The sequence below is a fragment of the Pseudomonas fluorescens genome, from assembly GCF_012974785.1.
In the GTDB taxonomy this organism is placed as follows: domain Bacteria; phylum Pseudomonadota; class Gammaproteobacteria; order Pseudomonadales; family Pseudomonadaceae; genus Aquipseudomonas; species Aquipseudomonas fluorescens_BT.
Genome location: NZ_CP027561.1, coordinates 6,145,690 through 6,158,512, shown reverse-complemented (window position 1 = coordinate 6,158,512; position 12,823 = coordinate 6,145,690). Strand labels below are relative to the sequence as shown.

General features: G+C 61.3%; 11 protein-coding genes. 2 read left to right on the top strand and 9 right to left on the bottom strand.

The genetic code is table 11. The features are described from left to right. The first annotated feature begins 81 nt into the window (after positions 1–81). Entirely contained in the window at positions 82–1,410 is a 1,329-nt protein-coding gene (locus tag C6Y56_RS28190) for a hypothetical protein (protein ID WP_169432468.1), read from the top strand. Positions 1,411–1,469: 59 nt separating this feature from the next. Here the strand turns inward: C6Y56_RS28190 and C6Y56_RS28185 are convergent, their stop codons facing one another. The 6 genes from C6Y56_RS28185 to exbB form a co-directional block, all read right to left on the bottom strand. Next, positions 1,470–2,870 (bottom strand): aminoacyl-tRNA deacylase and HDOD domain-containing protein, encoded by a 1,401-nt coding sequence (locus C6Y56_RS28185; RefSeq protein ID WP_169432467.1) that lies wholly within the window; start codon positions 2,868–2,870, stop codon positions 1,470–1,472. Between the two features lie 79 nt (positions 2,871–2,949). Then, positions 2,950–5,025, bottom strand: a complete 2,076-nt coding sequence (gene recG, locus C6Y56_RS28180) for an ATP-dependent DNA helicase RecG (protein WP_011336566.1) — start codon at positions 5,023–5,025, stop codon at positions 2,950–2,952. 9 nt (positions 5,026–5,034) lie between these two features. Next, a complete protein-coding gene (locus C6Y56_RS28175) occupies positions 5,035–5,964 on the bottom strand; it encodes a hydrogen peroxide-inducible genes activator (protein WP_007954418.1) in 930 nt (309 codons plus the stop codon). 179 nt (positions 5,965–6,143) lie between these two features. Continuing rightward, positions 6,144–6,893 (bottom strand): energy transducer TonB family protein, encoded by a 750-nt coding sequence (locus C6Y56_RS28170; RefSeq protein WP_169432466.1) that lies wholly within the window; start codon positions 6,891–6,893, stop codon positions 6,144–6,146. Beyond that, complete coding sequence (gene exbD / locus C6Y56_RS28165; RefSeq protein ID WP_169432465.1) at positions 6,890–7,318, bottom strand: TonB system transport protein ExbD; 429 nt, start codon at positions 7,316–7,318, stop codon at positions 6,890–6,892. Before exbD ends, C6Y56_RS28170 begins: the two co-directional genes overlap by 4 nt. Before the next feature lie 6 nt (positions 7,319–7,324). Next, positions 7,325–8,278: a tonB-system energizer ExbB gene (exbB, locus tag C6Y56_RS28160; RefSeq protein WP_169432464.1), complete on the bottom strand. Its 954-nt coding sequence runs from the start codon at positions 8,276–8,278 to the stop codon at positions 7,325–7,327. A gap of 188 nt (positions 8,279–8,466) precedes the next feature. Here exbB and C6Y56_RS28155 point away from each other — a divergent pair, with 188 nt between their 5' ends. Further along, positions 8,467–9,324, top strand: coding sequence for an SDR family oxidoreductase (locus C6Y56_RS28155; RefSeq protein WP_169432463.1), 858 nt, complete (start codon positions 8,467–8,469; stop codon positions 9,322–9,324). Positions 9,325–9,461: 137 nt separating this feature from the next. On the opposite strand, the gene C6Y56_RS28150 is transcribed toward C6Y56_RS28155, so the two are convergent. The 3 genes from C6Y56_RS28150 to spoT all read right to left on the bottom strand — a co-directional run bounded on the left by C6Y56_RS28150 (position 9,462) and on the right by spoT (position 12,786). After that, a complete protein-coding gene (locus tag C6Y56_RS28150; protein ID WP_169432462.1) occupies positions 9,462–10,202 on the bottom strand; it encodes a hypothetical protein in 741 nt (246 codons plus the stop codon). A gap of 73 nt (positions 10,203–10,275) precedes the next feature. After that, on the bottom strand, positions 10,276–10,656 hold the full coding sequence (locus tag C6Y56_RS28145; RefSeq protein ID WP_014340863.1) for a RidA family protein: 381 nt from the start codon (positions 10,654–10,656) through the stop codon (positions 10,276–10,278). Between the two features lie 24 nt (positions 10,657–10,680). Beyond that, positions 10,681–12,786: a bifunctional GTP diphosphokinase/guanosine-3',5'-bis pyrophosphate 3'-pyrophosphohydrolase gene (spoT, locus tag C6Y56_RS28140; protein WP_007954439.1), complete on the bottom strand. Its 2,106-nt coding sequence runs from the start codon at positions 12,784–12,786 to the stop codon at positions 10,681–10,683. Positions 12,787–12,823 lie beyond the last annotated feature (37 nt).

Below are 12,823 nucleotides of genomic sequence, written 5' to 3'. Positions count from 1 at the left end.
TGAAATCTCGTCATTTTCAGAGCATTTTAAGGTTGCGTTCGAAGTTGAAGAATTTCTATGCAACCTTGAGGATTTATGAAAATGAATCGAAATCTGAAAAATACTCAACCTGGTCAGCCGGATCCGGATTTTGCTACTGGCGGTAAGCTGACGATGCCTACAAGAGAACTTCCTGGAAATGATTGCAGTGGTCTCATGGCGCTGGCAGACAACAAGTTTCTAGTTGTGAACAATCAGGAAGGAGGTGAGTTCATTTATGTCGCACGGATGACCAGCCAAGGGCAGATTGATGATGGATCCGGGTACGGTGATGGGAACCGGGGCGTTGCTAAAATATTTTTTCCTAATGAGTACGTCGGTGTTATTGGTCTTGGACCTCTGAGGGATGGGGGTTGTTTGATATCGGCGTACACACTCACTCGTGGTCAAATACTCATTAGATTATCGAGGAGTGGTGCCTTGGTAGATGGTTTCGGTAAGGGCGGTGTACTTGCTATTTCTGATCTTGGGATCGCAACAGTAGGTCAGAAATGGGAACCCAAGAAAGATTCGGCACCTCGACACGATCTCTTGCCCGATGAGGCAAGTAACCGGACTAGCCCCGCAACGCGGCTTTCTTTTGCTGAGCAGCCAGATGGAAAAATCGTATTCGCCAGCACTGTAGAAAGCCCGGCGTCTAGCGCGGGAGTTGTCGTGCGTGTTACTCCTCTTGGTGGGTTAGATAAAACTTTCAATAAGGTAGGCTATGCGATTGCTGACCTTGGAAGCGGCTTGGAAAGCATAGGTCGAGGCGTGGGGTCTCAGCGGGGCGGAGGTTTGGTGCTGTTTGGCACATTCTATTCTGATACTGGAAGGGGGGCTTATGCGGTACGTTTTCACGCGGATGGAACGCCTGATAAGCAATTTCGAACGCTAAAGCTACCTGGCCCGACCATCGCCGACATGAGTATAAGGGAGCGCGACGATTTGATTGCTCTTGTCGGAGGCAGTACTGAAGGGTTTGAAGAAGGGCAGGGCGTGATTATTGTCTTGAATCGCGATGGGAAGCCCAATCTGGTTTTTAATGAAGGGAAACCGTTGTATACGAAGTTACAGCCTATGGGCGAGAAGTGGGAGCGGTGCGCGTTTAGTGGAGTGGGAGATAGTGCACTAACTGTCTCGGGTACAACTGCAGGTAGTTTTTTAACTGATAAAACGCATTCCGTCATTGCGCGTTTAAAATTAACGGCTGCGCTGGATCCGGAGTTCAACGGCAAAGGCTGGTATGGATTCAACGAGCCTCGTCATTTGGAAGTTACACGTGATATGGCAATCTTGCCGAATGGCGACATTCTTGTAAGCGGTGCATTTCATGCAGGCCGTGATCATCTCTTGCCTTATGGCAGCTTTGTCATCAAGTTGAAAGGATAGTTAAAGAGGCTCGCTCCCACAGAAGCTGTGAAACCCTGTGGGAGTGGGCCTGCTGAGTTTTAGGCCTGGCTGAACTGCGAAGCCAGTTCGCGCAGCAGCACTTCCGCCTCAAGCACTTTGCTGACCACATCATTGGCCTTGTCGCGGCTCAGGCCAACGCGTTCCAGCAGCGCATCCGGAATGTCTTCATCCGGGCCGGAGCCGATCCCGCGGCTGCGCAGCAGGCGCACGGCCAGGCAGACGAGGTTCGGGTATTCGGCGTAGGCGCCGTCGTAGTTCGGGTCGTGCTGGAAGCGCAGGGCGGTCGCCAGTTCCTCCGGCATGTCCCAGTAGCGCATCAGCCAGGAGCCGATCTGTTCGCGGCTGATGCCCAGCAGGTGTTGCTCGACATAGCTGTGGCACAGGTGCGGGTTGACCTCCAGGTGGCGGCAGATCAGCGAGAAGTGCGGCGGGAACACGTGGGCCAGCAGCAGGTAGCCGAAGTTGTGCAGCAGGCCGGCGAGGTAGGTCAGGCCGGATTCCGGGCGCTGGGCACGCGGCATGGCGCGGGTCAGGCCTTCGATGACGGCGGCGGTGTAGATCGACTGCTGCCAGTACGGCGTGGTGTGCTGCGGGTGATCCTTGGGCAGGCTCAGGGTCTTGCCGAGGGCCAGGCCCAGCGCCAGGTTGATCACCAGATCGAAGCCCAGCACGCGCACGATTGCGTCTTCCACCGAACGGATCTTGCCCGGCGACGCGTAGTACGGCGATGCCGCCCAGCTCACCACTTGCGCAGCCAGCGCCGGGTCGGTTTCGACCACGCCGGTGATGTCGTCGATGGTGGCGTTCGGGTCAACGCGCAGCTTGATGATTTTTTGCGCGGTTTCGGCCAGCGGCGGAATCTCGATGGTCGCTTCCAGACGCTGCTGGATGCGCCGCGCGGTGAACGCCTGCACGGCCTGGGTGATTTCCTCGCGGTCATCGTCCGGGCGGTCGAGGTTCGGGCGGATGCTGCTCAGGGCTTCGCCGAAGTTGGCGGCGCTGGCCTTGGTCAGCATGGTCTTGAAGTCTTCGCTGGCGATTTCCAGCAGCAGGCCCGGCTCGCCGGAGTTGATCAGCAACTTCGGCTCGCGCAGCAGGCTTTCTTCGTAGAGGCACGGCGAACTGGTCAGCGCCGGCAGGCCCGGCAGCAAGCTCAGGCTGTGTTTGCCGAGCATCTTTTCCAGGCGCTCGGTGGACACGGCGGTCAGGCGACGGCCCGTCAGCTCGGCGAGGCGGTTGAGATCCAGCAACTGGCTCTGTGGAAACAGCACCATCAGTGCACCGACCGCGTCGTCCAGCAACACGGCCTGCACTTTGCGCGAAGCATTGAGGCCGTGGTGGTCGAGTACCTCTTCGTAGGCGACGCCCAGCTTGTTGAGCAGCAGCCGAATAACAGACGGAGCGTGCGGGGATTCGGGGGCGAGAGCAGCTTCGGTCATGGTCTGTATCCGTTTTTGAAACAATTGCTGGAGTATAACCAGCTTGGTTGGAACGAGCTGTCAGAAACTGCGACGGTGCTCACACTTGGCCGTATTGCTGCCCGTGTCGCAGCCAGCGGTCGAGCAACGGGCTGACGTGGGTAGGCCAGCGCTCAAGCAAGGCCTGGGCGGCATCGCGCACGGCGGGCAGCAGATCGGCGTCGCGCATCAGGTCGGCGACCTTGAATTGCAGCAGACCGGTCTGGCGGGTGCCGAGCATCTCGCCGGGGCCGCGCAGTTCGAGGTCTTTTTCGGCGATGACGAAACCGTCGTTGGTCTCGCGCATGATGCCCAGGCGCTGGCGGCCGATCTGTGACAGCGGCGGATGGTAGAGCAGCACGCAATGGCTGACCGCGCTGCCTCGGCCGACGCGGCCACGCAACTGGTGCAGTTGCGCAAGGCCCAGGCGCTCGGGGTTTTCGATGATCATCAGGCTGGCGTTGGGTACGTCAACGCCGACTTCGATCACGGTGGTGGCAACCAGCAGTTGCAGGTTGCCGGCCTTGAACTCGGCCATGACGGCGGCTTTCTCGGCGGGTTTCATGCGGCCGTGGATCAGCCCGACCTTCAGCTCGCCGAGGGCGGCGGTCAGGTCTTCGAAAGTGGTTTCGGCGGCCTGGCAGGTCAGCTCTTCGGACTCTTCAATCAGCGTGCACACCCAATAGGCCTGACGGCCCTCGGCGCAGGCACTGCGCACCCGCTCGATGACTTCGACGCGGCGGGTGTCGGTGACCAGCACGGTGTTGACCGGGGTTCGGCCGGGTGGCAGCTCGTCGAGAATTGAGGTGTCGAGGTCGGCGTAGGCGCTCATCGCCAGCGTCCGCGGAATCGGCGTGGCGGTCATGATCAATTGATGCGGGCACATGCGCCCGCCGACGCCTTTCTGCCGCAACGCCAGACGCTGCTGCACGCCGAAGCGGTGTTGTTCGTCGATGATCACCAGCGCGAGGTTCTTGAACTGCACTTCGTCCTGGAACAGCGCGTGGGTGCCGACCACCATCGGCGTGCCGCTGGCGATCTGCTCCAGCGCGGCGACGCGGTTCTTGCCCTTGAGCTTGCCGGCCAGCCACGCCACGTCAATGCCCAGCGGTTCGAGCCAGCGCTTGAAGGTGATGAAGTGCTGTTCGGCGAGGATCTCGGTCGGCGCCATCAGGGCGACCTGATAACCCGCCTCCAGCGCCTGCAGCGCAGCGAGGGCGGCGACCACGGTTTTGCCCGCGCCGACGTCGCCCTGAATCAGCCGCAGCATCGGTTCGTGCTGGCTGAGGTCGTAGGCGATTTCGTTGCCGACTCGTTGCTGAGCGCCGGTCGGATTGAAGCCGAGGTTGGCCAGGTATTTCGCCGGCAGCTTCGTGGCTTTCGGCATCGCCGGTGCGCGCAGGGAGCGCATGCTCTCGCGCAGGCGCTGCTGGGACAGTTGATGGGTCAGCAGTTCTTCGAAGGCCAGACGATGCTGGGCCCAGTGATGACCGAGGGCGAGTTCGTCGACGTCGGCATCGGCGGGCGGGTTGTGCAGGTAGCGGATCGCGTCGGCCAGCGGCGCCAGTTGATAGTCGCGAGCCAGTTCGGTCGGCAGCCAGTCGGGCAGGGTGGCCGGCTTGAGCAGGGTCAGGGTCTGCATGCACAACTGACGCAGGCGGGCCTGGGTCAAGCCTTCGGTCAGCGGATAGACCGGGGTCAGGGTTTCATCCACCGGCGGCGGTTCGTCACCGTTGATGGCGCGGTATTCCGGGTGATAGATCTCCAGCCCCGAGGCGCCGGGCCGCGCTTCGCCGTAGCAGCGAATCCGCGTGCCGCGCTTGAGGCCTTCTTTCTGCGCGTTGCTGAAATGGTAGAAACGCAGGCTCAGTCCGCCGGTGCCGTCCTGCAAGCGCACGACGAGGCTGCGGCGCCGGCCCATGACCACGTCGGCGCCGCTGACGGTACCTTCGACCACGGCGTCCTGTCCCGGCCGCAACGCGCCGATCGGCACCACGCGGGTGCGATCCTGATAACGCAGCGGCAGGTGGAACAGCACGTCCTGAAGGTTTTCCAGGCCGACCTTGGCCAGTTTCTCGGCCATGGCTTCACCGACACCCTTGAGTGCGGTGACCGAGACCTGCGACAGCTCCGTCATGACGCTGGCTTAACCGGCCGTGACCGGTGCGGCTGGCTTGGCGACCGAGCACAGGCGAATGGAGTCGGCGAGGATCTCGATGGCTTTCGGCCGCGGGAAGCTGGCGCGCCAGGCGATGGCCACGGTGCGGAATGGCACCGGTGCCGACAACGGACGCACTTCGATCACGCCCGGAGCGTAGTGATGGCTGTCCACCGCCGACAGCGGCAGGATCGAGATGCCCAGGCCGGACGCGACCATGTGGCGAATGGTTTCCAGCGAGCTGGATTCCACCGTGGTGTGCTTGGCGCCGTCGTTGCCCTTGGTCAGGGTCGGGCAGGCTTCCAGCACCTGATCGCGGAAGCAGTGGCCTTCACCAAGCAGCAGCAGGCTCTTGTCGTTGAGCAGGGCGGCGTCGATGGACTCTTTCTGGGTCCACGGGTGCTGGGCCGGCATCAGGACGTAGAACGGCTCGTCGTAGAGTTGCAGGGTCAGCACGTCGGCTTCGTTGAACGGCAGGGCGATGATGATCGCGTCCAGTTCGCCGTTGCGCAGTTTGTCGCGCAGCACGTGGGTGAAGTTTTCTTCGATGTACAACGGCATCTGCGGGGCGACCCGGTGCAGTTGTGGAATCAGATGTGGGAACAGGTACGGGCCGACGGTGTAGATCGCGCCGACTTTCAGCGGGGCGGTCAGCTGGTTCTTGCCGGCCTGGGCCAGTTCGCGGATGCCCTGGGCCTGCTCCAGTACTTTCTGCGCCTGGGCGACGATGCCTTCACCGACCGGGGTCAGGCGCACGGCGCTTTTGCTGCGCTCGAAAATCAGCACACCGAGTTCGTCTTCAAGCTTTTTCACACCCACCGACAGGGTCGGCTGGCTGACGTGGCAACGCTCGGCCGCGTGGCCGAAATGCTGCTCTTGGGCGAGGGTAACGATGTAGCGTAATTCTGTGAGGGTCATAGCAAGCGTCCATGAAGATGCGGGCCAAGCATACCGGCTGCAATCGATAGACGCACGTTATCAGACTGAGTGATGAATGCCACACCGGACAATGCCTGTTTGCCGTTTGCAGATATGACAAAGGCACCGAAAGGTGCCTTTGTCTGTCCGGTGCAACTCCAACGGGGGGGCGTTGTGCGTCAGCGGCGCTTCTCGATCGAGTACACAAACGGCGCAACAATTTCGATGGAGCCGTTGTTCAGCATGTCCGCCGGCGGTTTGGGCAGCGGCTGGGCACGGCGGATCATTTCCAGGGTGGCCCGGTCCAGATCAGCGTTGCCGGAGCGGTCCACCAGCTCGAACGACAGCACATTGCCTTCGCCATCGACCACGAAACGCAGGCGGTTGGTTCCGGTCTTGTTCCGTGACCTGGCGCTGTCCGGGTACTTTTTGTACTTCTGCAGATGCGCGAGCAGCGCACCCTGCCAGCTGGCCTTGGCCGCCAGTTGTGCTGGCGACGGGCCTGGTGCCGGCTGGGCGGATTTCTCCGTTGGTGCCTGGGTCTGCTGAGGCTCTGCCGGTTTTTCCTCGGAAGGTTTTTCCTTCACGGGTTCCGGTTTCTTCTCGATCGGCTTCGGCGGTTGCGGTTTTGGCTTGGGTTTTGGTTTGGGCTTGGGCACGGCAATTTCTGCCTTGGGTGCTTCGGCCAGTTTCGGGATTGGCAGTTCTTCAACCGGAGCCGGTGGCTGCGGTGGCGTGACGACTTTTGGCGGTGCAGGCGGTGGCGGGGCCGGAACCGGTGCCAGCTCGACCATCATCGCCTGCGGCGGCAATTCGATGGGAGGGCGGGCGGTCCAGTTAAGCGCCAGCGCGATGGCCAGCGCATGCACACCCAGCACCACGGCCAGGCTACCGCTGTAACGCGTCAGCTTATGGCGCGTCGTGATCATTTCTTGACTGCGCTCTCGAGGCCGACCAGACCGACTTTCAGATAACCGGCGCTGCGCAGCTTGTCCATCACGCTCATCAGGTCGCCGTAGTCCACGCCTTTGTCGGCCTGGAAGAAGATGGTGGTGTCTTTTTTGCCCTGAGTCCTGGCGTCGAGCATGGCGCCGAGGGTTTCGGCTTTGACTTCGTCGTCACCGATGTACAGGCGCTGATCAGCCTTTACGCTGAGGAACACCGGTTTCTCCGGCCGCGGCGCCGGTTTGGCGGTCGAGGCGGGCAGGTCGACTTTGATGTCTACGGTGGCCAGTGGCGCGGCCACCATGAAAATGATCAGCAGCACCAGCATCACGTCGATGAACGGCGTGACGTTGATTTCGTGGTTCTCGGCCAGATCGTCGTCTGCGCCTTCTTTCAAATGCAGGCCCATGGCCGATTACCCCACTTTGACCATGTGCGGCTGCGAGCTGCTGCGCTCAGGCTGGTGGTCGAGGTCGCGGCTGACCAGCAGCAGGACTTCTGCCGATGCATCGGACACCTGAGCCTTGTAACCGGCGATGGAGCGGGCGAACACGTTGTAGATGACCACGGCAGGAATCGCGGCCACCAGACCCAGTGCGGTAGCCAGCAGCGCCTCAGCGATACCCGGTGCTACGACAGCAAGGTTGGTGGTCTGGGTTTTGGCGATGCCGATGAAGCTGTTCATGATGCCCCACACGGTGCCGAACAGGCCGACGAACGGTGCGGTGGAGCCGATGGTGGCGAGCACGCCGGTGCCGCTGCTCATGTTGCGGCCACAGGCGGCCACCAGACGCTCGAGGCGGAAGCTGACGCGTTCCTTGATGCCTTCTTTCTCGCGGGAATTGGCCGACAGGCGCATTTCTTCGAGGGCGTCATGCACCAGCAGGTTGGCGAGGGTGCCTTCTTTTGCTGCGGTGGTGCTGGCTTCCTTGAGGGTGGTGGCTTTCTTCAGGGCGGCGATTTCGCCACGCAGGCGACGTTTGGCGCCCATCAGCTCGAACCCTTTGGCAATCCAGATGGTCCAGGTAATGATTGAAGCGATGGCCAGACCGATCATCACGATTTTCACGATGATGTCGGCATTCTTGTACATGCCCCATGGCGACAGGTCGTGGGCCATGCCCAGGGAGTTGTCGGCTTCGAGGACTTCCGGTGCGTCGGCGGCGCTGGCGTCTACGGCCTGCACCGGAACGGTCGCGGCAGGTGCGGCGGCTGGAGCGCTCTGCTCGGTGGCGGCTGGTGCGGCCGGGGCTTGTGCGTCAGCGAAGGCGGCGGCCGGCGCCAGCATCAGGCTGAGGAGCAGGGCAGCCACTGCGCTCCAGGCGCGAGGTCGGTTGGTTGGCGAAGCGGGGTTTTGAATGCGTGTCATGCTGGCCGGACCTGAGATAGAAAAACGGTGATGCTCTTCCAGGCCTCGTGAGGCCGAGAACAAAAGTGACGTGCATTATTGCAAGTAATTCTTGTTAACAGAAGTAATAGAGTTGCTTTTTTTCCTTCATTGCTAGCCGCTCGTCCCCTGTCGAGGCTAGTCTGTCGCTTTCCGATGGGAGATTTTTGATGTCCGCGCCCTCTGTTTTGATCGCCGGTTGCGGTGATGTCGGCAGCCGTCTGGCCACGCAATTGCTGGCTGCCGGCTTTCAGGTGTATGGCCTGCGCCGGAATATTTCACGTTTACCGGACGGCGTTATCGGTGTCGCCGGTGACTTGTTCAATGAGGATTGCCCCGAGACCTGGCCGGTGGGTGCTATCGATTACCTGGTGTATAGCGCGGCGGCCACCGATCACGATGAGGCCGGTTATCGCGCGGCGTATGTGCAGGGGTTGCAGCATGTGCTGGGTTGGCTGAACGATTACGGTCAGGAGCCTGAGCGGTTGCTGTTCGTTTCCAGCAGCAGTGTTTACGGGCAGCAGAACGGCGAATGGGTCGATGAAAAATCCGAGACCGTTGCCGCGGGTTATTCCGGTCGGGTGATGCTGGAGGCCGAGCAGGTTGCGCTCAACAGCGGTATTCCTGCGAGCATCGTGCGCCTGACCGGCATTTACGGCCCCGGCCGTGAATGGCTGCTGACCCAGGTACGTCGGGGTTATCGGGTGGCGGTCGACCCGCCGCTGTATGGCAATCGCATCCATGCCGAGGATGCGGCGGGGTTGATGGCGTTTCTGCTGGACGCGGATCGCAAGGGCGTGGCGCTGGATGACATCTATATCGGCGTGGACGACGCGCCGGAGCCGTTGGCCGAGGTGGTGGCGTGGCTGCGCGAGTATCTGGGTGTCACCGAATGGTCGGAAGACGAGAGCGTGCGTCGCACCGGCAGCAAACGTTGCAGCAATGCCCGTGCGAAGGCGCTGGGCTGGGTGCCGAAGTATCCGAGTTATCGTGAGGGGTATGCCGCGATTCTAGAGGGCAAGTGCTGATTCTCAAGCGCAACAAATAATCGTGGGAGCGAGCTTGCTCGCGATGGCGGCATAACAGTCAGCATAAATGTTGAATGCTATGGCCTCATCGCGGGCAAGCCCGCTCCCACAGGGTTATATGCTGTTCTCAGGTGCAGTTACTGTTTTTCGAGCAACCACTTGCGCTCACCCGGGGTGAACTGCGGTTGTTCGTCCGCCAGTGCCGTGTTCACGGCCTGCAAAATTTCAAGCTCCTTGCCTTTGCGCACGAAGATCCAGTTGTTGCCCTGACCGTTCTGTTGCAGCCACATGCTGTCGTTGCCGCTGCTCATCGATGCGCAGTCGCCCGCCAGGCACAGGGCATAGCGGTCGGCGCCCGGCAGGCCGGAGACTTGTCCGTCGGCCTGGAATTGCACCGTGGCACCTTCGCCCTGGCCGCTGGCGATTGTCCAGTTTCCGCCCAGGTAGGCCGAATACAGCGCCCGTTCGAAGCTGGCGCCGATCGGTGCGCCCTCCGGCACCGGAATCTGCGCGCGGTCGAAGAGCTGCTGTGGTTCATTTTCGCTGGCGGCCTGGTGCAACTGGCTGCCGTCACGTTTCAGCTCGCTGGCCGAGCTGCCATAGAAATCGACTTTCCAGGCGCCGGACTGTTCGCCGAGCAAACGACCTTCCACGTTTTCGAAACCGTTGGTGTAGCGGGCCTGACTGGCCTTGGTGTTGATGTCCCATTCCAGGTTCGGGCCGTAGGCCTGAAGCGCTTCACGCAGGGGGCCGCCCTTGGCGGCGGCATCGATGGCGATCTGGTTGATCCAGGTGCCGCTGATGTCACGGTCGGCAGGGTTGCTGGCGCAACCGCCGAGGAAAATGGCGAGCAGCGAGAGAGCAAGCGCTTTGCGCATGGTGGAATCCTTTCAAAACCTTTTCTTTACCGCAGAGCAGTCGGCGCGACCTTGAAGGGCCGCGCCGTGCGCATTACTCGATGACCAGAATGGCATCCATTTCAACCTGCGCACCCTTTGGCAGGGCAGCAACGCCGATGGCGGCGCGCGCCGGGTACGGCTGGTCGAAGTACTTGCCCATGATCTCGTTGACCTTGGCGAAGTGGCTCAGGTCGGTGAGGAAGATGTTCAGCTTGACGATATCCTTGAACGAACCGCCGGCGGCTTCGGCCACGGCTTTCAGGTTCTCGAAGACCTGGACGGTCTGGGCTTCGAAACCTTCGACCAGCTCCATGGTTTTCGGGTCCAACGGGATCTGGCCCGACATGTAGACAGTGTTGCCAGCCTTGATCGCCTGGGAATAAGTACCGATGGCGGCCGGGGCCTTGTCGCTGGTGATAACGGTCTTGGTCATGTATGACTCCTTGTAATGTTTAAGTTATGCACGCATGCGGGTGATGCGGATCACGCCGGTCAGTGCGCGCAGTTTCTTGATCACGCGGGCCAGGTGCACACGGTCGTGGACGCTGACCACCAGTTGGACGACGCTGATGCGGCCATCGCGTTCGTCCATGCTGATTTTCTCGATATTGCCGTCGGCTGCGTTGACGCTGCTGGCCAGCAGGGCAATCAGGCCGCGCTGGTGTTCCAGCTCGACGCGCAGTTCGACGTTGAATTCACCGGTGACATCCTTGGCCCACGAGAGCTGGATGCATTTTTCCGGGTTGTGGCGGATTTCGCTGATGTTGCGACAGTTGTCCAGGTGCACGACCATGCCTTTGCCCGCCGACAGGTGCCCGACAATCGGGTCGCCCGGGATCGGCGTGCAGCATTTGGCGTAGCTGAGCACCAGACCTTCGGTGCCGCGAATCGCCAGCGGGCCTTCAGGGCTTGGCAGTTGTTCGCCTTCGCCGAGCAGGCGGCGGGCCACGACGTAGGCCATGCGGTTGCCCAGGCCGATGTCTTCCAGCAAGTCTTCGATCAGTTCGAGGCGGTACTCGGTGAGCATCGCCTTCACGCGTTCGGCCGGAATCTGTTCCAGCGCGCTGTCGAAGCCGTTGAGCACCTTGTTCAGCAGGCGTTCGCCGAGGCTGATGGATTCGGAGCGGCGTTGCAGTTTCAGCGCATGACGGATGTGGGTCCGCGCCTTGCCGGTGACCACGAAGTTGAGCCACGCCGGGTTCGGCCGCGCGCCGGGGGCGCTGACGATCTCGACCGTGGAGCCGCTTTGCAACGGTTCGGAGAGCGGTGCGAGGCGACGGTTGATCCGGCAGGCGATGCAGCTGTTGCCGACGTCGGTGTGCACCGCGTAGGCAAAGTCGACCGCCGTGGAGCCTTTGGGCAGCTCCATGATCCGGCCTTTGGGCGTGAACACGTAGACCTCGTCCGGGAACAGGTCGATCTTCACGCTCTCGATGAATTCCAGCGAGTTGCCGGCACGTTGCTGCATTTCCAGCACGCCCTTGACCCACTGACGGGCCCGGGCATGGGTGCCTTTGGGCTGCTCGTCGCCGCTGGATTTGTACAGCCAATGGGCGGCGATGCCGTTGTTGGCCATCTCTTCCATTTCACGGGTGCGGATCTGGATTTCGATCGGCACGCCGTGCATGCCGAACAGTGTGGTGTGCAGCGACTGATAGCCGTTGGCCTTGGGGATCGCGATGTAATCCTTGAAGCGCCCCGGCAACGGTTTGTACAAATTATGTACAGCACCCAGCACGCGGTAGCAGGTATCGACCTTGTCGACGATGATCCGGAACGCGTAGACGTCCATGATCTCGTTAAAGGCCCGACGCTTGCCGCGCATTTTCTTGTAGATGCCGTAGAGGTGTTTCTGGCGACCGCTGACTTCACCCTGGATGCCGTCGATGGCGAGGCAGTGGCCAAGGGATTCCTCGATCTTGTTGACGATTTCCTTGCGGTTGCCCCGGGCGCGTTTGACGGCCTGGTAGATCCGCGCGGAACGCATCGGGTGCATGGCCTTGAAGCCGAGGTCTTCGAACTCGATACGGATCGCGTGCATGCCCAGCCGATTGGCGATGGGTGCATAGATCTCCAGGGTTTCCTTGGCGATGCGCCGGCGTTTTTCGCCGGACAGCACTTCCAGCGTGCGCATGTTGTGCAGGCGGTCGGCGAGCTTGACCAGGATCACGCGGATGTCGCGTGCCATGGCCATGGCCATTTTCTGGAAGTTTTCAGCCTGGGCTTCGGCCTTGGTCTCGAAATTCATCTGGGTCAGTTTGCTGACCCCGTCGACCAGTTCGGCCACGGTTTCACCGAACTGCGCTTGCAGCGCTTCCTTGGCGATACCGGTGTCTTCGATCACGTCATGCAGCATCGCGGCCATCAGGCTCTGATGGTCCATGTGCATGTCGGCAAGAATATTCGCCACGGCAAGAGGATGCGTGACGTACGCCTCGCCGCTACGGCGGCGTTGGCCGTCGTGGGCTTGTTCGGCGTAGAAATACGCTCGGCGGACCAGGTTGACCTGGTCGTTGCCGAGGTAGGTCGATAAGCGATCGGCGAGGGCGTCTATGCTCGGCATGATGTCTCCTGCCGCAAGCTGTGATCCCGCGCCGTGC

Bases quoted from the DNA above. Each gene is read 5' to 3' on its own strand.
- C6Y56_RS28170 (WP_169432466.1), bottom strand. From the start codon at position 6,893: ATGATCACGACGCGCCATAAGCTGACGCGTTACAGCGGTAGCCTGGCC.
- exbB (WP_169432464.1), bottom strand. From the start codon at position 8,278: ATGACACGCATTCAAAACCCCGCTTCGCCAACCAACCGACCTCGCGCC.
- C6Y56_RS28175 (WP_007954418.1), bottom strand. From the start codon at position 5,964: ATGACCCTCACAGAATTACGCTACATCGTTACCCTCGCCCAAGAGCAG.
- exbD (WP_169432465.1), bottom strand. From the start codon at position 7,318: ATGGGCCTGCATTTGAAAGAAGGCGCAGACGACGATCTGGCCGAGAAC.
- spoT (WP_007954439.1), bottom strand. From the start codon at position 12,786: ATGCCGAGCATAGACGCCCTCGCCGATCGCTTATCGACCTACCTCGGC.
- C6Y56_RS28190 (WP_169432468.1), top strand. From the start codon at position 82: ATGAATCGAAATCTGAAAAATACTCAACCTGGTCAGCCGGATCCGGAT.
- recG (WP_011336566.1), bottom strand. From the start codon at position 5,025: ATGACGGAGCTGTCGCAGGTCTCGGTCACCGCACTCAAGGGTGTCGGT.
- C6Y56_RS28185 (WP_169432467.1), bottom strand. From the start codon at position 2,870: ATGACCGAAGCTGCTCTCGCCCCCGAATCCCCGCACGCTCCGTCTGTT.
- C6Y56_RS28155 (WP_169432463.1), top strand. From the start codon at position 8,467: ATGTCCGCGCCCTCTGTTTTGATCGCCGGTTGCGGTGATGTCGGCAGC.
- C6Y56_RS28145 (WP_014340863.1), bottom strand. From the start codon at position 10,656: ATGACCAAGACCGTTATCACCAGCGACAAGGCCCCGGCCGCCATCGGT.
- C6Y56_RS28150 (WP_169432462.1), bottom strand. From the start codon at position 10,202: ATGCGCAAAGCGCTTGCTCTCTCGCTGCTCGCCATTTTCCTCGGCGGT.